This is a genomic window from Streptomyces sodiiphilus (genome assembly GCF_039529215.1).
Classification (GTDB): domain Bacteria; phylum Actinomycetota; class Actinomycetes; order Streptomycetales; family Streptomycetaceae; genus Streptomyces; species Streptomyces sodiiphilus.
This window is the reverse complement of sequence record NZ_BAAAMJ010000010.1, coordinates 285,927-305,772: the sequence shown is the minus strand read 5'-3', so window position 1 is coordinate 305,772 and position 19,846 is coordinate 285,927. Positions and strand designations below refer to the sequence as shown.

At 73.6% G+C, this 19,846-nt stretch carries 22 protein-coding genes; 13 read left to right on the top strand and 9 right to left on the bottom strand.

The genetic code is table 11. The annotated features are described in order from the left end of the window. Positions 1 to 72 precede the first annotated feature (72 nt). Positions 73 to 1,104: a GNAT family N-acetyltransferase gene (locus tag ABD299_RS06560; RefSeq protein WP_344259551.1), complete on the bottom strand. Its 1,032-nt coding sequence runs from the start codon at positions 1,102 to 1,104 to the stop codon at positions 73 to 75. A gap of 137 nt (positions 1,105 to 1,241) precedes the next feature. Between ABD299_RS06560 and fdxA the strand changes: the two genes are divergently transcribed. Continuing rightward, positions 1,242 to 1,568: a ferredoxin gene (gene fdxA, locus ABD299_RS06555; RefSeq protein WP_344259550.1), complete on the top strand. Its 327-nt coding sequence runs from the start codon at positions 1,242 to 1,244 to the stop codon at positions 1,566 to 1,568. A gap of 116 nt (positions 1,569 to 1,684) precedes the next feature. Then, a complete protein-coding gene (gene dapC / locus ABD299_RS06550; protein ID WP_344259549.1) occupies positions 1,685 to 2,788 on the top strand; it encodes a succinyldiaminopimelate transaminase in 1,104 nt (367 codons plus the stop codon). Between the two features lie 76 nt (positions 2,789 to 2,864). Here dapC and ABD299_RS06545 read toward each other — a convergent pair whose 3' ends face one another. Both ABD299_RS06545 and ABD299_RS06540 read right to left on the bottom strand, forming a co-directional pair. Next, the gene (locus tag ABD299_RS06545; RefSeq protein WP_344259548.1) at positions 2,865 to 3,326 is read right to left on the bottom strand and encodes an ATP-binding protein; all 462 of its coding nucleotides are present in this window, start codon (positions 3,324 to 3,326) and stop codon (positions 2,865 to 2,867) included. Positions 3,327 to 3,489: 163 nt separating this feature from the next. After that, a complete protein-coding gene (locus ABD299_RS06540; RefSeq protein ID WP_344259547.1) occupies positions 3,490 to 4,359 on the bottom strand; it encodes a VldE C-terminal domain-containing protein in 870 nt (289 codons plus the stop codon). Between the two features lie 56 nt (positions 4,360 to 4,415). Between ABD299_RS06540 and dapE the strand changes: the two genes are divergently transcribed. Continuing rightward, the gene (gene dapE / locus ABD299_RS06535) at positions 4,416 to 5,492 is read left to right on the top strand and encodes a succinyl-diaminopimelate desuccinylase (RefSeq protein WP_344259546.1); all 1,077 of its coding nucleotides are present in this window, start codon (positions 4,416 to 4,418) and stop codon (positions 5,490 to 5,492) included. Positions 5,493 to 5,587: 95 nt separating this feature from the next. Further along, positions 5,588 to 6,379 (top strand): LOG family protein, encoded by a 792-nt coding sequence (locus tag ABD299_RS06530; RefSeq protein ID WP_344259545.1) that lies wholly within the window; start codon positions 5,588 to 5,590, stop codon positions 6,377 to 6,379. A gap of 42 nt (positions 6,380 to 6,421) precedes the next feature. Here the strand turns inward: ABD299_RS06530 and folP are convergent, their stop codons facing one another. Next, positions 6,422 to 7,282, bottom strand: a complete 861-nt coding sequence (gene folP, locus ABD299_RS06525) for a dihydropteroate synthase (protein WP_344259544.1) — start codon at positions 7,280 to 7,282, stop codon at positions 6,422 to 6,424. 189 nt (positions 7,283 to 7,471) lie between these two features. Here folP and ABD299_RS06520 point away from each other — a divergent pair, with 189 nt between their 5' ends. Continuing rightward, entirely contained in the window at positions 7,472 to 7,906 is a 435-nt protein-coding gene (locus tag ABD299_RS06520; protein WP_344259543.1) for a DivIVA domain-containing protein, read from the top strand. 17 nt (positions 7,907 to 7,923) lie between these two features. On the opposite strand, the gene ABD299_RS06515 is transcribed toward ABD299_RS06520, so the two are convergent. After that, positions 7,924 to 8,724, bottom strand: a complete 801-nt coding sequence (locus ABD299_RS06515) for an enoyl-CoA hydratase-related protein (protein WP_344259542.1) — start codon at positions 8,722 to 8,724, stop codon at positions 7,924 to 7,926. A gap of 280 nt (positions 8,725 to 9,004) precedes the next feature. On the opposite strand from ABD299_RS06515, the gene ABD299_RS06510 reads away from it, so the two are divergent. Continuing rightward, on the top strand, positions 9,005 to 9,172 hold the full coding sequence (locus tag ABD299_RS06510) for a DUF3117 domain-containing protein (protein WP_103500878.1): 168 nt from the start codon (positions 9,005 to 9,007) through the stop codon (positions 9,170 to 9,172). A gap of 80 nt (positions 9,173 to 9,252) precedes the next feature. On the opposite strand, the gene ABD299_RS06505 is transcribed toward ABD299_RS06510, so the two are convergent. Further along, a complete protein-coding gene (locus ABD299_RS06505; RefSeq protein WP_344259815.1) occupies positions 9,253 to 9,936 on the bottom strand; it encodes an O-methyltransferase in 684 nt (227 codons plus the stop codon). A gap of 126 nt (positions 9,937 to 10,062) precedes the next feature. Between ABD299_RS06505 and sigE the strand changes: the two genes are divergently transcribed. The 5 genes from sigE (at position 10,063) to ABD299_RS06480 (ending at position 14,621) form a co-directional block, all read left to right on the top strand. Then, complete coding sequence (gene sigE, locus ABD299_RS06500; RefSeq protein ID WP_344259541.1) at positions 10,063 to 10,845, top strand: RNA polymerase sigma factor SigE; 783 nt, start codon at positions 10,063 to 10,065, stop codon at positions 10,843 to 10,845. After that, a complete protein-coding gene (locus ABD299_RS06495; protein ID WP_344259540.1) occupies positions 10,842 to 11,744 on the top strand; it encodes an anti-sigma factor family protein in 903 nt (300 codons plus the stop codon). Before sigE ends, ABD299_RS06495 begins: the two co-directional genes overlap by 4 nt. A gap of 19 nt (positions 11,745 to 11,763) precedes the next feature. After that, positions 11,764 to 13,221, top strand: a complete 1,458-nt coding sequence (locus tag ABD299_RS06490) for a S1C family serine protease (protein WP_425581266.1) — start codon at positions 11,764 to 11,766, stop codon at positions 13,219 to 13,221. A gap of 105 nt (positions 13,222 to 13,326) precedes the next feature. Then, entirely contained in the window at positions 13,327 to 13,794 is a 468-nt protein-coding gene (locus ABD299_RS06485) for a sec-independent translocase (RefSeq protein WP_344259538.1), read from the top strand. Between the two features lie 185 nt (positions 13,795 to 13,979). Beyond that, positions 13,980 to 14,621, top strand: coding sequence for a hypothetical protein (locus ABD299_RS06480; RefSeq protein WP_344259537.1), 642 nt, complete (start codon positions 13,980 to 13,982; stop codon positions 14,619 to 14,621). 12 nt (positions 14,622 to 14,633) lie between these two features. Here ABD299_RS06480 and ABD299_RS06475 read toward each other — a convergent pair whose 3' ends face one another. Then, positions 14,634 to 15,800 carry an Mrp/NBP35 family ATP-binding protein gene (locus ABD299_RS06475; protein ID WP_344259536.1) on the bottom strand — a complete coding sequence of 389 codons (1,167 nt, stop codon included), beginning with the start codon at positions 15,798 to 15,800 and terminating at the stop codon, positions 14,634 to 14,636. 104 nt (positions 15,801 to 15,904) lie between these two features. Between ABD299_RS06475 and ABD299_RS06470 the strand changes: the two genes are divergently transcribed. Continuing rightward, positions 15,905 to 16,669, top strand: coding sequence for a hypothetical protein (locus tag ABD299_RS06470; RefSeq protein ID WP_344259535.1), 765 nt, complete (start codon positions 15,905 to 15,907; stop codon positions 16,667 to 16,669). A 26-nt stretch (positions 16,670 to 16,695) separates the two neighbouring features. On the opposite strand, the gene ABD299_RS06465 is transcribed toward ABD299_RS06470, so the two are convergent. Then, the gene (locus ABD299_RS06465; protein ID WP_344259534.1) at positions 16,696 to 17,226 is read right to left on the bottom strand and encodes a hypothetical protein; all 531 of its coding nucleotides are present in this window, start codon (positions 17,224 to 17,226) and stop codon (positions 16,696 to 16,698) included. Positions 17,227 to 17,284: 58 nt separating this feature from the next. After that, positions 17,285 to 18,034, bottom strand: a complete 750-nt coding sequence (locus ABD299_RS06460) for a ferritin-like fold-containing protein (protein ID WP_344259533.1) — start codon at positions 18,032 to 18,034, stop codon at positions 17,285 to 17,287. A gap of 341 nt (positions 18,035 to 18,375) precedes the next feature. Between ABD299_RS06460 and ABD299_RS06455 the strand changes: the two genes are divergently transcribed. Continuing rightward, positions 18,376 to 19,846: DEAD/DEAH box helicase (locus ABD299_RS06455; RefSeq protein ID WP_344259532.1), on the top strand; the 1,471-nt coding region annotated here is incomplete at its 3' end.

Here is a 19,846-nt window from a genome sequence, read left to right as displayed (position 1 = left end):
CCTCCGCCGCCGGCCCCGCTGCCGGTGAGCTCCGGCCCCACGAGGCGCCTCAGGCGCCCGGCCGGCTCTCCTTCACCGGGTTTCTGGCCAGGATGCCCGGTCCTTCAGCTTCAGGGCCGAGAAGTTGACCCGGTAGTGGTAGTGGTGGTGCTCGGCGAAGCCGAGCCGCTCGTACAGGGCCCGGGCGGGAGCGTTGTCCGTCTCCACCTGCAGGTGGGCGGCCGACGCCCCCTCCGCCAGGGCGGCGCGCGCCAGTTCGCCCAGCACCGCGCCGGCCAGCCCTTTCCCCCGGTGCCGGGCGGCGACCTCGAGCGCGGCGAACCCCGCCCAGCGGCCGTCCACCACGCAGCGCCCGACGGCCGCCGGGGCCTCGTCGTCCCCCGCGACCGCTGCGAAGCGGACCCATGGCCCGGCGGCCAGCACCCGCCGCGCCATGGCCGGGTCGTGACGGGCGGCCGAGCAGCCCTCCAGCCACCGGTCGTCCGGTCCCGGACCGATGACCACCCTGCTGTCCGGTTCCCGGTCGGCCAGCGGAGCCAGCGCCGCCACCAGCACCACGGCGTGCCGCTCGGCCCTCCAGCCTTCCCGGTCCAGCGCGGCGTCCAGCAGCTCGTCCGTGCCGGCCGCGCCGGTGGTCACCTGGAGACGGGCGGGCAGTCCGCGGTCCGCGTACCAGGCCCCGATCCGGTCCAGGTCCGGCGGCCCGTCCCCGGACCGGTACGCCGAGTTGGCCCGCCCCGTCCAGCCACCGGCAGCCCGGACGGTCCAGTCCCCGATCCGGCCGGTCTCCGGCGCCGGCCAGCCGCGCGCCGCCACTTCGGCCAGCTCCCGTACCCCGGCGGCCGGCAGGCCCCGGCGGCGGGCCGGAGCGGCCGGCACCACCTTTCCCGCGACCAGAGCGGACTCCGCCAGGTGCACCGTCCTGCCGTCCCGGCGCACGACGGAGATCGTGCCGTCCGCCCAGGATGTGAGAACCCCCACGGTGTCGGTGAACCGCGGGGACCGGCCCTTCCCGTCCCCCGTGGCCGTCCGCAGGGATACGCGTTTTCCCACGTCGGAAGGTTCCACCCGGATCGTGAGCTGTCCGCCCATGGTGAACTCCACCTCTTGTCCCGCCCCTCGTGTTCGCTTGGCTACCCGGACCCGCGATACTAGGACGGAGCATCGACGACGCCGCGCTCCCGCGCGCCCCAGGCGGAATCCAGCTCGGATCGCCGTCCCTACCGAGGAGGAACGACAGCGTGACCTACGTCATCGCGGAGCCTTGTGTCGACCTTAAGGACAAGGCATGCATCGAGGAGTGCCCCGTCGACTGCATCTACGAGGGCGAGCGGATGCTCTACATCCACCCCGACGAGTGCGTGGACTGCGGTGCGTGCGAGCCGGTCTGCCCCGTGGAAGCGATCTTCTACGAGGACGACACTCCCGAGGAGTGGAAGGACTACTACAAGGCGAACGTCGAATTCTTCGACGAGCTGGGCTCGCCGGGCGGCGCCAGCAAGCTCGGGCTGATCGAACGTGATCACCCGCTGGTCAGTGCCCTGCCGCCGCAGAGCCACGACGAGTGACGGCCGGCGTGTGAGGCCCCCCGGCCCCGTACGGCGCGCGTGCCGTACGGGGCCGGGGCGTCTTGTGCCCCGCCGCCCGGCACCACCCGCAGGAAGCTCACCGAAAGAAGCCGACCGTGCTCCCCGCCGCTCCCGTCTCCTCCCGGCTGCCCGTCTTCCCCTGGGACCGCCTGGAGCCGTACAAGGCCACCGCCGCCGCCCACCCCGGCGGCATCGTCGATCTGTCCGTCGGCACACCGGTCGACCCGGTGCCGGAGAAGATCCGGCGTGCGCTCTCCGACGCTGCCGACAGCCCCGGCTACCCCACCGTGTGGGGGACCCCGGCGCTGCGCGACGCGATCACCGGGTGGTGCGAGCGCCGGCTGGGCGCCCGTGGCCTGACGCACCACGAGGTGCTGCCGGTGGTCGGCTCCAAGGAACTGGTGGCCTGGCTCCCCACCCAGCTCGGGCTGGGCCCGGGGGACCGGGTGGCCTTCCCGCGGCTGGCCTATCCGACGTACGAGGCCGGGGCGCGGCTGGCCGGCGCCGAACCGGTCCCCTATGACACGGTCACCGACCTGAACCCGGCCGGGCTGCGGCTGCTGTGGCTCAACTCCCCCTCCAACCCCACCGGGCGCGTGCTGACGCCGGGGGAGTTGCGGGAGTCCGTCGCCTGGTCCCGTGCGCATGGAGTCCTGCTCGTCAGCGACGAGTGCTACCTGGAGCTGGGCTGGGACGCCGAGCCGTACTCGGCGCTGCACCCGGAGATCGGGGGCGGGGACACGTCCGGCCTGGTGACCGTGCACTCGCTGTCCAAGCGGTCCAACCTGGCCGGCTACCGCGCGGCGTTCCTGGCGGGTGACGGGGAGGTCCTCGGGGAACTGCTCACCATCCGCAAGCACGGCGGGATGATGGTGCCCGCCCCGGTGCAGGCCGCCACGGTGGCCGCGCTCGCCGACGACGCGCACGTGGCCGAGCAGCGCGAGCGCTACGCCGCGCGTCGCTCCGCGCTCCGGACCGCCCTGGAGGGCCGGGGCTTCCGGATCGACCACAGCGAGGCGTCGCTGTACCTGTGGGCCACCTCGGACGCACCGTGCTGGGAGACGGTCGGCGAGCTGAGCCGGCTCGGGGTGCTGGTGGCGCCGGGCGACTTCTACGGCCCGGCGGGCGCGCGGCACGTGCGGGTGGCCTTCACCGCCACCGACGAACGTGTCGCGGAGGCGGTGCGCAGGCTGTCCTGACGGCCGAGGGCCCCGGGGCGGGAGGTCGTCCCCCGGGGCCGGACCGGTGCGCGCCGGAATGCCCGGCGCGGGCGGCTCAGAGCGGCAGGCCGCCCATCGGCAGCTGGCCCGTCGGCAGGGAGCCCTGCGTGGTGGGCAGGGAGCCGGTGGCCGGCACACCGGCCCCCAGGCCGCTCTGGGCGGCCGACGCGGCCGTGTCGCCGAGCAGGGTCCCGGCCCCGCCCGCCGCGCTGCCCGCGGTCTCCTGAGCGGCCGGAGCGGCCGTCCTGCCCGCCGCCCCCGCGGCCTTGCCGGTGGCCGGAAGGGCACTGCCGACCACGTCGGCGCCGGCGTCACCGGCCATCGTGGTGGTGGACTGGGCGGCGTGGTCCAGGGTTTCCCCGACGTGCGCCCCGTCCAGGTTGGTCAGACCGCTCAGGTCCGTGGTCTGCGGAAGCTCCACGGCGGAGGCGCTGCCGGCCGCGCCGACGACCGGAGCGGCACCGGCGGCGAGCAGAAGGGCGGCCTTGGCCATCCGGCGCTTCAGGGGGTGGGACATGATGCTCCTTCGACGGAGAGTTACTGATCTGTCGGGCGTGCGTGTCCGGCCGGACGCAGTGCCTATCGCCCTGGGGGCCGTTCAGGTTGCGGCCACAGCAGGTAAAGGATTGGTAATGCGTCGTTTTATCGGCACGTCCCGGGGGCCGCCCGGCGGCCGGTGCTCAGGGAGCGACGGTGATCAGCAGCCCGTCCGCGGTGTCCTGCTCCCGCGCGGCCTGCCAGCCCTTGACGGACCGCCGGGCCTCCCAGACGCGGTCCCGGTGGACGATCCGCTCGACGCCGAACTCGGCCGCGTGAGCCACCGCCCAGTGCGCCACCTCCCACCCCTGCGGGGAGAGTTCCGGCTCGGGCACCTCCACCGTGATGTCCCGGCCCGAGTGGTCCGTGCGCACCGCGTCGCCGAACTCGTGGGCCAGCCGGCCACGGATCTCGCCGGGGTCGCCGGGAGCGGGGTCCATCGCGGAGGTGCAGTACAGCGAGGCCGCCGCCCGCCCGGTGAGCGCGGCGGTCAGCATCGCCGCCTGCGGCTCGTGCTTGGCGTACTCGTCGGGGAACGCACTGCGCTGCACCATCTGAGCCGCCTCCGTCAGCGGCATCGTGGTGTAGCCGGGTATCTGCACCAGGTGGTCGTAGAACTGGCCGGCCGCGTACACCGGATCCATGATCTCCTCCTCGGAGCCCCAGCCCATCGAGGGCCGCTGCTGGAAGAGACCGAGGGAGTCCCGGTCGCCGTAGTCGATGTTGCGCAGGCTCGACTCCTGCATGGCCGTCGCCAGGGCTATGGTCACCGCCCGCTCCGGCAGTCCGCGGGAGGAGGCCACCGCCTGGATGGTGGCCGCGTTGGCCGCCTGCTGCGGCTGCAGCCGGTAGGGCTCGCCGGTGCCCGTGCCGGTCACCACGCACTCCGGGGCCCGCGCTCCGCCGGTCTGGTAGTGCAGGAAGACGTAGCCGGCGAGCGCGAGGAGCACGAGGGTCGCCAGACCCGCGCGCACCGGACGCCGGCGTCCTGCGAGGGGGGTCCGTCCGTGCACGGGGACCAAGGTAACCGGTCCCGCCGGGCGGCCGGACCGCCGGTACCCTCGGCTCCATGGAGCGACCCGCACTCGATCTCGGCCTGGACGCCGCCGCGCTCACCGCGCAGCTCGTCGACATCCCCTCCGTCAGCGGCTCGGAGCAGCCGCTCGCCGACGCGGTGGAGGAGGCCCTGCGGACCCTGCCGCACCTGCGGGTCGACCGGCACGGCAACAACGTCGTCGCGCGCACCGCGCTGGGCCGCGCCGAACGGGTCGTACTGGCCGGGCACATCGACACGGTCCCCGTGGCCGGGAACCTGCCGTCCCGGCTGGACGAGGACGGGCAGCTGTGGGGCTGCGGAACCTGCGACATGAAGTCCGGCGTCGCGGTCCAGCTGCGGATCGCCGCCACCGTGCCGGTGCCCAACCGCGACCTCACGTTCGTCTTCTACGACAACGAGGAGGTCGAGGCCGAGCGCAACGGCCTGCGGCACCTGGCGGCCGAGCACCCGGGCTGGCTGGCCGGTGACTTCGCCGTACTGCTGGAGCCCTCCGGCGGGCAGGTCGAGGGCGGCTGCCAGGGCACGCTGCGGGTGCTGCTGCGGCTGCCGGGACAGCGGGCGCACTCGGCGCGCGGCTGGCTGGGCGAGAACGCCATCCACGCGGCGGCGCCGGTGCTGCGGCGGCTGGCCGAGTACGAGCCGCGGCGCCCGGTGATCGACGGGCTGGAGTACCACGAGGGCCTGAACGCCGTGCGGATCGAGGGCGGTGTGGCGGGCAACGTGATTCCCGACGAGTGCGTCGTCACCGTCAACTACCGCTACGCACCCGACCGCGGCGAGGAGGAGGCGCTCGCCCATGTCCGCGAGGTCTTCGCGGACTGCGCGGTCGCGGAGTTCACCGTGGACGACCACTCGCCCGGTGCCCTGCCGGGCCTCTCCCACCCCGCGGCCCGGGCCTTCATCGAGGCGGTCGGCGGCGAGGCCCGGCCGAAGTTCGGCTGGACGGACGTCTCGCGCTTCAGCGCGCTGGGGGTCCCGGCCGTCAACTACGGTCCGGGGGAGCCGAATCTCGCCCACAAGCGCGACGAGCGGGTGGACACGGCGAAGATCGCGCACTGCGAGGAGCGGCTGCGGAACTGGCTGAGCTGACACCCGTCGGGCCGGCCCCCGACAGACCGGCTTCACCCCGTCCTCACCCCCGTGAACGTACGCTGCTCGCAGGAGAACAGGCGTGAGGAGCGAGTATGGGCAAGTCGCAGGGTGCGGGCGCGCGGGGCAGGACCGAGGGGGTGAGCGCGCGCGGCGGGGTGCCGGGCGGCGGTGAGCGGGAACAGCGCCTCGGGCCGGTGGTGCGCCGCCGTGGTCAGGTGGTCCCGGGCAGCACCGATCAGCGGCTGCTGGACAGCAGGGGACCCTCGGACTGGGTGCACCAGGACCCCTGGCGAGTGCTGCGCATCCAGGCGGAGTTCGTCGAGGGCTTCGGGGCGCTGGCCGAACTCGGCCCCGCCATCAGTGTCTTCGGTTCGGCACGCACCTCGCCCGGCTCGGCGGAGTACGAGCTGGGGGTGCGGGTCGGGCGCGGCCTGGCGGAGGCCGGCTTCGCCGTGATCACCGGCGGCGGACCGGGGATCATGGAGGCCGCGAACCGGGGCGCGCTGGAGGCCGGCGGGGTCTCGGTCGGCCTGGGGATCGAGCTTCCCTTCGAGCAGGGCTTCAACGAGTACGTCGACATCGGCGTCAACTTCCGCTACTTCTTCGTGCGCAAGACGATGTTCGTGAAGTACGCCCAGGGCTTCCTGGTGCTGCCCGGCGGCCTGGGCACGCTGGACGAGCTGTTCGAGGCGATGACGCTGGTGCAGACGCAGAAGGTGACCCGCTTCCCGATCGTGCTGCTGGGCACCGCCTACTGGCAGGGGCTGGCCGACTGGGTGCGCGACACGGTGATCGCCCAGGGCAAGGCGTCTCCCGGCGACGCGGGCCTGTTCCACGTGACGGACGACGTGGAAGAGGCCATCGCGCTCATCGCCAAGCCGTAGTCGTCCCGCCCCGGGAGGCCGGGGCGGTGCCGCCGCCGCGGGTCAGGCCAGCCCGCGGCGTGCGACGGCCGGCGGCCGGTGGCCGGCGATGGCCGACACCATGTCCAGGACCTGCCGGGTCTCCGCGACCTCGTGGACGCGGTACACCCGCGCCCCCAGCCACGCGGAGACCGCCGTGGCGGCCAGGGTGCCCAGCAGCCGCTGCCGCACCGGGAGATCCAGGCTCTCGCCCACGAAGTCCTTGTTCGACAGCGAGACGAGCACCGGCCACCCGGTGGCGGTCATCTCGTCCAGCCGCCTGGTGGCCTCCAGCGAATGCCGGGTCGACTTCCCGAAGTCGTGTCCCGGGTCGATCAGCACGGCGTCGCGCCGCACCCCCAGCGCGACCGCTCGCTCGGCCAGTGCCACGGTCACCCGCAGGATGTCCGCCATCACGTCCGGATAGGCCACCCGGTGCGGACGGGTGCGCGGCCGGGCTCCTCCGGCGTGGGTGCACACCAGCCCGGCGCCGTGCCGGGCGGCCACCTCGGCCAGTTCCGGGTCCACCCCGCCCCAGGCGTCGTTGAGCAGATCCGCTCCCGCGGCGCAGGCGGCCTCACCGACCTCGTGCCGCCAGGTGTCCACGCTGATCACGATGTCGGGGTGACGCCGGCGGACCTCGGCGACGAAGCCGGCGGTGCGCCGTATCTCCTCGGCGGTGTCCACCGGTTCACCGGGCCCGGCCTTCACGCCGCCGATGTCGATGATCGCCGCGCCCTCGGCCACGGCCTTCTCGACCCGCTCCAGGGCCGGTTCGTCACCGAACGTGGCGCCCCGGTCGTAGAAGGAGTCGGGGGTCCGGTTCACGATTGCCATGATCACCGGCTCGTTCGCCGCGAACTCGCGTGTCCCCAGGCGCAGCATGCCGTTCAGCTCTCCGTTCTCCGCTGTGGGCCCCGGCGGTCCGGGGAGGTGCCGCCGGGCGCGTCCGCCGTGCCCGGCAGCGCGGTGGTCCCGTCCGCCGCTGCGTCGAACCTACCCGGCGACCGCCGGGACCGCGGCGTGGCACGATCGGTACCGACGTGAGCGGACGAGCGCCAGGGGAGGCGGCCGGTGTTCTGGTTTCTGTTGGTGGCGATGGTGGTGGTGATCGCCGTGGTCACCCTCGCGGTGCTGGGCAGCGGGGACGGCTCGGGCGGCCCGGCCCGCGGCGGACTGCCGGAGGCCGCGCCGGACCGCCTTGACGACCCGCTGCCGCTGGACCGGCCGGTGGGTCCGGCCGACGTGGTCGCCGTCCGGCTGCCGCTGGCGCCGCGCGGGTACCGGATGGAGGAGGTGGACGACGTCCTGGACCGGCTGGCCGCCGAGATCGCCGCGCGGGACACGCGGATCGCCGAGCTGGAGACGGCGCTGGCCGGTGCCCGGGCCTCGGCACCGCGGGGCACCGGACCGGCGGACCCCGTGGACCCCGTGGACCGCACCGGCATCACGGACGCGGCGGGACCCGCGGGCGCGGCGGGCGCCGGGGAAGCCGGCCCCGGCGCCTGAGCGCGCCCGCGGTGGCCTCAGCGGCCCTTGTAGACCGGCCGCTCCTTGTCGACGAACGCGGCGACCGCGGTGCGGTGGTCCTCGGAGGCCCCGGCCTCGACCTGGAGCTGCGCCTCCCGCTCCAGGGTCTCGGACAGCGAGTGGGTGGCGGCGTACGCCATCGCCTCCTTGATGGAGGCGTAGGCCAGGGTGGGCCCCTGAGCCAGTTGCCGGGCCATCCGCGCGGCAGCCTCCCGGAGCTCCGCGTCGGGCACGACCCGCTGGACGATCCCCAGCCGTCCGGCCTCGGCGGCGTCGATCCGGCGACCGGTCAGCAGCAGGTCGGCGGCCCGCCCCTGGCCGATGAAGCGAGGCAGGGTCCAGGCGAGCCCGGAGTCGGTGCTGAGGGCCACCCCCGCGAACGCCGTGCTGAACGTGGCGCTCTCGGCGGCCAGCCGGTAGTCGGCCGCCAGGGCGAAGCCGAAGCCCGCTCCCGCCGCCGGGCCGTTGACCGCCGCGACGACCGGCTTGGGCATGCCGGCGATCGCCTCGGTGATGGGGTTGTAGTGGTCCCGCACGGTGTCCAGGGCGCTCCCGGCCGCGTCGTCGTCCTGCGCCGCGAGGGTGCCGATGTGCTCCTTGAGGTCCTGCCCCACGCAGAAGGCCCGTCCGTTGCCGGTCAGCAGGACGGCGCGCACGGTCCGGTTCTCCGCGGCTTCCCGCAGCGCGTCCCGCAGCGCCTCCTTGGTACTGCGGTTCAGGGCGTTCATCGCGTCCGGGCGGTTCAGGGTGATGGTCGCGAGACCTTCGGTCACGTCGCTGAGCACAGAATCGGGCATGTGTCACAGCATGGCGCACCGGCCGCGGGTCCCGGTAGCGGCCCCGAGGTGTGACGTGCGTCAAACGCGGCGGCGTCCGCACAGTCGGAAGAAGGACCCACCGTGCCCGCCCGATCGCCGGATTGAGTGGTTTTGGGTATCCGTGTTGCCGAAGGGATACGGACCGAAGTTGGTCATCGGGTCGTTCCATGCGGGATAATGACCGAGAAGCACTGAGTTCGATGCCGGTGACGCTCAGGTTGTCGGCTGCGATGAGCTGGTTTCAGGAAGGGGAACGAGCATGGCGGCCATGAAGCCGCGGACGGGCGATGGCCCGCTCGAGGTGACCAAGGAGGGGCGGGGCATCATCATGCGCGTGCCGCTCGAGGGCGGCGGACGTCTTGTCGTCGAGCTGACTCCCGACGAAGCGGTCGCCCTCGACGAGGAGCTGAAGAAGGTGTGCGGCTGACCGCCGTCCCCCTCCGATCCATCGCGCGCCGCCCCGGGACGCTCCGCCGCGTCCCGGGGCGGCGCTCGTCGTGCGGCCGGTCAGCGGCGGGCCGCACAGAGCAGCCCGTCTCCCGTAGGCAGCAGCGCGGGCACCAGTGACTCGTGCTCCCGGACCGCCCGCAGCAGTTCCCGGAGCTTGAGCACCTCCGCCGGCTGGGTGCCGGAGTCGACCGTGCGGCCGTCGGCGAACACACCGGCGAAGCAGAGCAGCCCGCCCGGCCGCAGCAGACGCAACGATTCTTCCAGGCAGGCGACGCACTCCATCCGGTCGCCGTCGTAGAAAACCAGGTCGTAGCCGCCGTCGGCGAGGCGCGGCAGCACGTCGCGGGCGGCCCCGGGGATGAGGCGGGCCCGGTTCCCGGCGAAGCCGGCGGTGCGGAAGGCCTCGCGCGCGGACTGCTGCCGCTCGGGCTGGATGTCCACCGTGGTCAGCACGCCCTCGGGCCGCATGCCGGACAGAAGATGGATCCCGGAGACGCCGGTGCCGGTACCGATCTCGACCACCGCCCGGGCACCCGTCGCCGAGGCCAGCAGCCGCAGGGCGTCGCCGGTGCCCGGCGAGACCGCGCGCGTGCCGGCCTCCTGGGCCCGGTCACGGGCCCAGCGCAGAGCCGCCCCCACCGCGGAGTCGGCGTCCGGTGCGCCATACGCCTCGGCGAACGCCCAGCTCGTCAGCCGGTTGCCGCTAATGGCCTTCTCCCGTCCCCGTCCGTCACGCGCGATTGACTGTATCGACCTGTCCGGGGAACCGGTCGGCCGGATCGGACGTTCGACTCTCGGAAGGGCCCGCACGCGGGAGACCGAAAGCTGGTCAAAAAAGCTTATCCGGAGCTAACGGGCGAGGTGGCTATGGTAGGGACTCCACTGGACACCAGAGCCGACAGGGGAGGTGCGGCCGCGCCCGTGGACCGCGGAGCGCGGAAACGCTTCCGGTGGTCCCGAGGCGGGCCGAATTCTGTGACTGACACCGCTGACCGTGCCCGGACCGCCACTGCTCCCGCCGGCGGCGAGCCCGCCACCGCGACGTTCGCCACGGGCCCGGACCAGGCATGGACTCCGCCCAGTTGGGACGAGATCGTCAGCACGCACAGCGCCCGGGTGTACCGCCTCGCCTATCGCCTCACCGGAAATCAGCACGACGCCGAGGACCTCACCCAGGAGGTCTTCGTCCGGGTCTTCCGCTCGCTCTCCACCTACACGCCCGGCACCTTCGAGGGCTGGCTGCACCGGATCACCACCAACCTCTTCCTGGACACCGTCCGGCGCAAGCAGCGCATCCGGTTCGACGCGCTGGGCGACGACGCCGCCGAGCGGCTGCCGAGCCGTGAGCCCTCGCCGCAGCAGCACTTCAACGACACTCATTTCGACGCCGACGTGCAGCACGCCCTGGACACCCTGGCGCCGGACTTCCGCGCGGCGGTGGTGCTGTGCGACATCGAAGGGCTGAGCTACGAGGAGATCGCCACCACCCTGGGGGTCAAGCTGGGAACGGTGCGCAGCCGCATCCACCGGGGCCGCTCGCATCTGCGCAAGGCGCTCAAGCACCGTTCGCCGCGTCCGCGGACCGAGGAGCAGGCACCGGTTCTCTCGGCGGTACCGGCCGCCCGGAGCGGGGAGGGCGGCACGGAGTGAGCGGCGCACAGGAGAGCGGCCGGGTCGATCACCATCTGGGTGAGAGCCTGGCCGCCCTGATCGACGGTGAGCTGTGTCACGACAGCCGGGACAGGGTGCTGGCCCACCTCGCCACCTGCCCCGCCTGCAAGGCCGAGGCGGATGCCCAGCGGAGACTCAAGAGCGTCTTCGCCGAGAGCGTGCTGCCCCCGCCCTCGGCCGGTCTGATGGCCAGGCTCCAGGCTCTGCCCGCCTCCGAACCACCGGTGAGGCCCACGGGCCCGGCCGGCGGGCCGCCGGAAGCGGGCTGGACCGGTGGGCTGCCGGGTCCCGAGGAGCGCGAGACCCTGCTCAGGCCACCCGGCCCGGGGGGTGACCGCGGGTTCCGCATCCACGAACCGGCCCCCGCCCGGTCCCAGCGCGGTCATCGCCTCGCGTTCGCCGCCGCCGGAGCGTTCTCACTGGCGGCCTTCGCCATCGGCGGTGCGCTGAGCGCCGTTTCCCCCGGCGGCCCCGCGCCTGTCGCCGTCGGCACACCGTCCAGCAGCGTCGCCGGAGGAGCGGGCGCGACGACCGCCGCCGCGGTGGCCCGGACGGCCACCGCGAGCCGCACGGACGTGTACACCGAGCGCGAGATGCTCCGCGCTCCTCAGCAGATCGTGCCCCGGGCCGTGCAGCGTCCGGGCATCGCCGCCATCTCCGACGCCCGGGGGACCGCGCCGGGTCCCGGCACGGGCGAGCCCGCCGGGGCGACGGCCCACCCGATGCCGGAATGGCTCCCGCGGGCGGCCCCGGTGCCGCTGCGGGCTCTCGTCCCGGAGCCGGTACCCGGTGCCGTTCCGGGGGAGGACGCCCCTGACATCCCCGCTCAGCAGGCCACGGCAGTCCCCGGCGTGCTGAACGCTGTGAGCCCTCGCTGACTACGCTGCACCGACCTGGTTGAATCCTTGCCGGGGAGCAGCGCGCACACGAGGGGACACCTTCATGGACAACGGCCACAGGGGAGCGGAGCCACGGCACGGCCAGGATCCCTACGGCACTCCCCCGTACGGGCGTCCAGGGCCGTGGGCTCCGGCTCCGCCCGTGCAGCGGCCGTCCCCGACGCCGCCGGCGGGAACCGCCGTCCCGGCGGGGGCGGCCCCGACGCCGCCGGGCGGCACTCCGGCCGGGCTGCCGGGTGAGCCGCTGCGCCGGTACGACCCCTGGGCAGCGCCCGCCGGCCCGTCCGCACCCCCGGCCGGGACACCGGCGCGGACGGCGCAGGGGCCGAGCGCCCCGGCACCCGGTGCCCGCCGGGGGGTCCGGACAGCCGCCGGTGCCGCGCTGATCGCCCTGCTCGCCGGGACCCTCGGCGGCGGAGTGGGCGTGCTCCTGGAGCGCAACGGCGCGTTCAGCGACGTGCATCTGCCGCAGACCACGGTCACGGACCGCACGGCCGCCCCGGGCAGCATCGCCGCCATCGCCGAGTCCGTGCTGCCCGGTGTGGTCACCCTCCACGTGCGGGGCAGCGGCTCCGCGGGCACCGGCACCGGCTTCGTCCTGGACGAGCAGGGCCACATCCTGACCAACGCGCACGTCGTCCGGCCCGCGGGCAGCGGAGGCACCGTCCAGGTGACGTTCGGCAGCGGCGACACAGCCCGGGCCCGGATCGTCGGCATGGACAGCGGATACGACCTGGCCGTGGTGAAGGTGTCCGGCATCACCGGCCTGAGCCCGCTGCCGCTGGGCGACTCCGACGCGGTGCGAGTGGGGGATCCGGTGGTCGCCATCGGTGCGCCCTTCGACCTGGAGGGCACCGTCACGGCCGGGATCATCAGCGCCACCGAACGTCCCATCACCGCCGGTGGCGAGGACGGCGGCAGCGACGTGAGCTATGTGAACGCCCTGCAGACGGACGCCGCGATCAACCCGGGCAACTCCGGCGGCCCGCTGGTGGACCTCGACGGCCGCGTGGTCGGCATCAACAGCGCCATTCGCGCCCCGGAACTGGGCCGGGGGCTTCCCGACGGCCAGGGCGACAGCGCTCCCGGCAGCATCGGCCTGGGCTTCGCCATTCCGGTGAACCAGGGAAAGCTGATCGCCGAGCAGCTGATCAACACCGGCCGGGCCACCCATCCGGTGATCGGTGTCACGCTCGACATGCGGTACGAGGGCGGCGCCAGGGTGGCCAGCAGCACCGACGATCCGCCGGTCGTTCCCGGCGGGCCCGGCGACGAGGCCGGCATCGAGGACGGGGACATCATCACGGCCGTCAACGGCGAGCGGGTGCGCAGCGGGGAGGAGCTGATCGTCCGGATCCGCAGCCACCGGCCGGGGGAGGAACTGCGGCTGACCGTCGAGCGTGACGGCGAGCCGCGTACGCTGACCGTGACGCTGGGCGAGGCGAGCGGTGGATGAGCGCCGGTATTCCGCCGTTCACCGGCCCGTGGGCCCCGGCGTCTCCCGTCGGCCGCCGGGGCCGGGTACCGTTGCCGTCAGCCGCATGCGTGAGGGAGCTGTCAGGTGTTCTTCGATATAGGGTCGCTGGAGTTCATCGCGCTGATCATTCTGGCCATCCTCGTCTTCGGCCCGGACAAACTCCCGAAGATGATCCAGGACACGGCTCGCTTCGTGCGGAAGATCAGGGAATTCTCCGACAGCGCCAAGCGTGACATCCGTTCCGAACTCGGTCCGGAGTTCAAGGATTTCGAGTTCGATGATCTCAATCCGCGCCGGTTCGCGAAGAAGCACCTGCTGGACCCGGACGAGCTCGGCCTGAAGGAGCTCCGCAGCGGCCTGGACGTCAGCAAGGAGCTGACCGAGGTCTCCGACTCGGTGAACGGCCGTTCCCCGGCCCGGCCGTCGGGGCAGGGGCGGGCGGCGGGAGCGGACTCCGGTACGGCCGGCCGGGTAAATCTGGCCAAGGGCGAGTCCGCGGCCCCGCCGGCGCCCCGGGAGGAACCGCCTCCCTTCGACGCCGACGCCACCTGAGCCGCCCGGGCCGGGCCCTCTCGCGGGCGCACGCGAGCGCGGCTGTCCGGCGCGGGGCAAGGGTGATTTCGGCCCCGGTGACGACGCCCGGGTGTTCGGGCATGCCCGACACCCCCGACGCGTGTGGCTATCCTCCCTATGTCCGGGGTGTGCCCAGGACAGGGCAATGAGGAGGCGTCGCGTACATGGAGACGACGAGTCGTACGGGTCAGGAGGAGCAAGGGGCACCCGTCCGCCGGCCCGTGCTGGACGGCTATCTGTCGGCCGGCTTCCCCTGGTACGGGCTCGACGAGGCGTTCACGGGGCCGCGCTGGCTGCTGCAGCCGGGCATGGCCTCGGACGGTTCCGTGGAGCACGGGTCCACCGGGCACGGTCACGAACCCTCGCTGCGCGGCGAGCTCGGTGACGAGGAACAGCGCTTCGCGGTCGTGGTGACGGTGGCCAGCCGCCCGCTGCGGCGCAGCCCGGACGGTACCGGCGTCCTGGAGGCGACCTCGGTGTCGTCAGCCGCCTGGCTGGCGGGCTCGGGCCTGCTGGCGTGCACCTGGCCCGCCCAGATGGATCACGGGCTGCGGCAGGACTGGCTCGAACAGCAGACCGCGATCGCCTGGGAGCTGGCGGACGACCTGGCCGGCGAGGGCTGGTCCGTCCTCACGCTGCCGGTGGACGGCGAGCCGACCGACTTCCACTACCGCGAGTCCGAGTACGGCTGGGTGCTGGCGGGAGCGACCCGGGAGAGCGTGCACATCGGCGCCTACGGACGCGGGATGAGTGCCTACGGCCTCGGGTTCGTCGTGGTGAAGGACATCGAGAGCTACGCGGCCTGACGCGGGCGCCCGTCAGAACTTGTTGCGCGGGGTGATGCCCAGGGACACTCCCGCCAGCCCGCGCTGCCGCGCGGTCAGCGCCGAGGCGACCTTGCGGAGTTCGGCGCCGGCCGGGGAATCCGGGTCGCTCAGGACCACCGGCGTGCCGTCGTCGCCGCCCTCGCGGAGCCGGACGTCGATGGGCACCGAGCCCAGCACCGGCACCTCGGCGCCCGTGGTGCGGGTGAGGCCCTCGGCCACCCGCTGCCCGCCGCCGGAGCCGAACACCTCGACCATCCCGTCGCAGTGCGGGCAGGGCAGCGCGGACATGTTCTCCACCACGCCGACGATCTTCTGGTGGGTCTGCACGGCGATCGAGCCGGCCCGCTCCGCGACCTCGGCCGCGGCCTGCTGCGGGGTGGTGACCACGAGGATCTCGGCGTTGGGGACCAGTTGCGCGACGGAGATCGCGATGTCCCCGGTGCCCGGGGGAAGGTCCAGGAGCAGCACGTCCAGGTCGCCCCAGAAGACGTCCGCCAGGAACTGCTGCAGCGCCCGGTGCAGCATCGGTCCGCGCCACACCACCGGCGCGTTGCCCGGGGTGAACATGCCGATGGAGATCACCTTCACGCCGTGCGAGGACGGCGGCATGATCATGTTCTCGACCTGGGTGGGCCGGGCGTCGGTGCCGAGCATGCGGGGCACCGAGTGGCCGTAGATGTCCGCGTCCACCACGCCGACCTTGAGGCCGTCGGCGGCCATCGCGGCGGCCAGATTCACCGTCACCGAGGACTTGCCGACGCCGCCCTTGCCGGAGGCGACGCAGTACACGCGGGTGAGCGAGCCGGGCCGCGCGAAGGGGATCTCCCGCTCGGCCTGGCCGCCGCGCAGCGTCGAGGCCAGCTCCTTGCGCTGCTCGTCGCTCATCACATCGAGCTCCACCGTGACCGAGGTGACACCGGGGACGGCGCGCACGGCCTCGGAGACGCTGCTGCGGATGGTGTCCCGCATCGGGCAGCCGGAGACGGTGAGATAGACGCCGACCGTGACCGACCCGTCCGCCGCGATGCCGACCGATTTGACCATGCCGAGGTCGGTGATCGGGCGGTGGATCTCCGGGTCGTTCACCGTCGCGAGCGCGGCGCGCACCGCCTCTTCGGTCGGTGCTGCGTGGGTGGCGGTGGACGCGTCGGTAACCATGTCCCCGATGGTACGGGTCCGTCCCGGGGACCGGGACCGGGACCGGCCCGTATCCCGGGTACGCTGCCGCTCGACCCCCCGACCTCCGAGGAGAGGCAGCCGACGTGACTGCACTTGTCCGCACGTGGCGCGCGACGGTGGCCGGCGTGTTGTGCGCGGGCCTGGCCGCGGTGCTCGCCGCCTGCGGTTCCCCCGACCCGGACGAAGGCACCAACGGCATGGGGAAGCTGCCGGCCGAGGCCATCGAGGAGAAGGCCCGCGCGGCGGCACAGTCCGCGGACGCGGTCCGGCTTTCCGGCAGCGTGATCACCGAGGGCCGGGCCTTCCGGCTGGACATGAGGCTGGGACCGGAGGGCGGGATCGGCGAGGTCTCCACGCAGGGGACCACCTTCGAGCTGCTGCGGGTCGGCGAGGATCTGTACCTCAAGGCCGACAGCGCCTTCTGGCAGGACCAGCGGCCCGGTGACGCCGACGAGGAGGAGACCGATCCGGACTCCGATCCGGCCGCCAAGCTCCAGGGGATGTACGTCAAGGTGGCCCCGGAGGACCCCGCCTACGAGCAGCTGAGCGGGTTCACGGACAAGGGCGTGCTGCTCGACGGGCTGCTGACGATGGAGGGCGAGCGGGAGACCGGCGAGCGCGGCGAGATCGGCGGTGTACGGACCATCCGCGTCGAGGCGGGCGGGGGCGCCGGCGGTGTGATGGAGGTCTCGCTGATCGGCACCCCGTACCCGCTGCGGCTGCAGCGCGGCGGCGAGGCCGGGGAGCTGCTGCTGAACGACTGGAACAAGGAGTTCTCGGTGCGGGCCCCGCAGGACGAGCAGATCGTGGACTACGGGGACCGGATCCTCAGGATCGACGAGGACTGAGCGGCCGGGGGAGAGCGGCCCGGGGCTCAGCGCCGCCCGGTGCCGCGGCGCCGCACCGGCAGCCCGGAAGGCAGCGGGCCCCGGGTGACCGCGGGGGTGGGAAGCGGTGGCGCGGCGCAGGAACCGGCGGGCATGGCGCCGGGCCGCTGCTCCGGCTCGCCGTCCGGTTCCAGCCGCAGCACCCGGCAGGTGCGCGCCCAGCGGTCCGCGAGTTCCGCGGCGTCGGGGGCGTTGAGCCGCTTGCCCCGCAGTTCGGCGGCCGTCTCCTGCCAGGCGTCGCTTCCCGGTGCGAGCTCGGTCACCCGGGCGGGCCAGACGGCCAGCCGGACGCCCTTGTCCTTGGAGCGGCAGGTGACGAGGGCCGTCGTGCCGTCGGCCAGCCCGAGATCGTCCAGCGGCTGTTCGCCCGGCCCGCCGACCAGGCACACCGCTCCGTCGTGCCAGACGTGCCACAGCCCGCGGGAGGGTCCCAGCGGGCCGCGGACCCATACCAGCGAGGCCTTCCGGGCGGACTCCTCGATCAGGGCGAGGTCCGCGGGGGACGGGGTGGTCGGCATGCGCCGAGCTTAGTGCGGGCCGTCCGGCCGGCGCAGCCCCGCGGTGGCCCGGAAACCGTCAGGCTGCCAGCCCGATCGCGGCCATCCGCTTGGTGTGCGACTCGGTGATGCGCGAGAACATCCGGCCGATCTCGGCCAGGTCGAAGCCGTCCGCGACCCCGCCGACCAGCATGGTGGACAGCGCGTCCCGGTCGGCCACCACGCGCTGGGCCTGGGAGAGCGCCTCGCCCATCAGCCGCCGGGCCCACAGCGCGAGCCGGCCGCTCACCCGCGGGTCGGCCTCGATCGCGGCCCGCACCCTGCCCACGGCGAACTCCGCGTACCCGGTGTCGTCCAGCACCCGCAGCATCAGGGAGCGGGTGTCGCTGTCCAGCCGGGTGGCGACCTCCCGGTAGAAGTCCGCGGCGATCGAGTCGCCCACGTACGCCTTGACCAGGCCCTCCAGCCAGTCCGAGGGGGCGGTCAGCCGGTGGAAGTCCTCCAGGGCGGCGGCGAACGGCTCCATGGCGGCCGTCGGATCCGCGTCGATCGCGGTCAGCCGCTCGGAGAGCTGTTCGAAATGATGGAACTCGGCGGCGGCCATCCGGGCCAGCGCGGCCTTGTCGTCCAGCCCCGGGGCCAGCTTCGCGTCCTCCGCCAGCCGTTCGAAGGCCGCCAGCTCGCCGCAGGCCAGCACGCCCAGAAGGTCCACCACAGCGGCCCGGTACCGGGGGTCCGCGGAGGCCTGTGCCCAGTCCTGGGCTGCGATCCCGCCGGCCTCGGGGGTGTCGGGAGCGGTCCGGTCGGCTGCGGTGTCAGGCGTCTCCATGGCCCGCACAATAGCCGCCGCGACGGGTGTGGCGGAGCGCACCCTGCCACATGTGCGGACTTCCGGGGTACAGTGATATGGGCCCGCCCGGGAACTGGTGGGCCGCCTTGAAGACGGAGACCCCTGGGCTGTGCCCAGACCCCGCGGATGCCCGGTCGGTGGCCCGATCGGCTCCGACCTGACCGCCCTCCGCGCGGGCCGTGCACCGGTACGGACCGCGACAAGAGGGACCCGCTCGCGCGGTACATGCGCTTGAGCGAGATGACCGGGTCCCGCGCCGGGCAGCCCCTGCCCGGGGCGGCCATCGAACGGCCGGTGAGAACGACCCGCCTCGCCGCTGTGTGCCGCGTCACACAGAAGAGGCAAGCATTCTGTCCACCACGACGTCGTTCCGCGATCTCGGGATCCTCCCCGAGACAGCCGAGGCCCTGGAGGCCGTCGGCATCACCACCCCCTTCCCCATCCAGGAGCTCACCCTCCCGGTCGCGCTGTCCGGTACCGATGTCATCGGCCAGGCCAAGACCGGCACCGGCAAGACCCTCGGCTTCGGGCTGCCCCTCCTGGAGTCCGTCACCGTGCCCGCCGACGTCGAGGCGGGCCGCGCGCGGCCGGAGGATCTGACCGACGAGCCGCAGGCGCTTGTCGTCGTCCCCACCCGTGAGCTGTGCCAGCAGGTCACCAACGACCTGCTGACCGCCGGCAAGGTCCGCAACGTGCGGGTGCTCGCCATCTACGGCGGCCGGGCCTACGAGCCGCAGGTCGAGGCCCTCAACAAGGGCGTCGACGTGGTCGTCGGCACCCCCGGCCGGCTGCTGGACCTCGCCGGCCAGAAGAAGCTGCGGCTGTCGCACATCCGCTGCCTGGTCCTGGACGAGGCGGACGAGATGCTGGACCTGGGCTTCCTGCCAGATGTCGAGCGCATCGTCCAGCTGCTGCCGGCCAAGCGGCAGACCATGCTGTTCTCCGCCACCATGCCCGGCCAGGTCATCTCCCTGGCCCGGCGGTACATGAGCCGGCCCACGCACATCCGCGCCACCGCCCCGGACGATGCCGGTGCCACGGTCGCCAACACCACCCAGCACGTCTTCCGCGCCCACTCGATGGACAAGGTCGAGATGGTCGCGCGCATCCTCCAGGCGGAGGGTCGCGGGCTGGCCATGATCTTCTGCCGGACCAAGCGCACCGCCGCCGATGTGGCCGACCAGCTCTCCCGGCGCGGATTCGCCGCCGGGGCCGTACACGGAGACCTCGGCCAGGGCGCTCGCGAGCAGGCGCTGCGGGCCTTCCGCAACGGCAAGGTCGATGTGCTGGTCTGCACCGACGTCGCCGCCCGCGGCATCGACGTCAGTGGCGTGACCCATGTGATCAACTACCAGTCGCCCGAGGACGAGAAGACCTACCTGCACCGCATCGGCCGCACCGGCCGGGCCGGGGCCAGCGGCACCGCGGTGACGCTGGTGGACTGGGACGACATCCCGCGCTGGCAGCTGATCAACAAGGCCCTGGACCTCGGGCTCGCCGAGCCGGTGGAGACCTACTCCACCTCGCCGCACCTGTACGAGGCGCTGAACATCCCCGAGGGCATCAAGGGCGTACTGCCGCGGGCGGAGCGCACCCGGGCGGGCCTGGACGCCGAGGAGGTCGAGGACCTCGGCGGACCGGACAGCCGCAGGAGCGGCCGGGACCGCAAGCAGTCCGGCGGCCAGCAGTCCGGCGGTGAGCGGCCCGAACGGCGCACCACCTCGCGCAGCCGCCGCCGCACCCGCGGCGGAGTGCCCCTCGCCGGGGGCGCCGCCGCACCGGCCGGCGGGG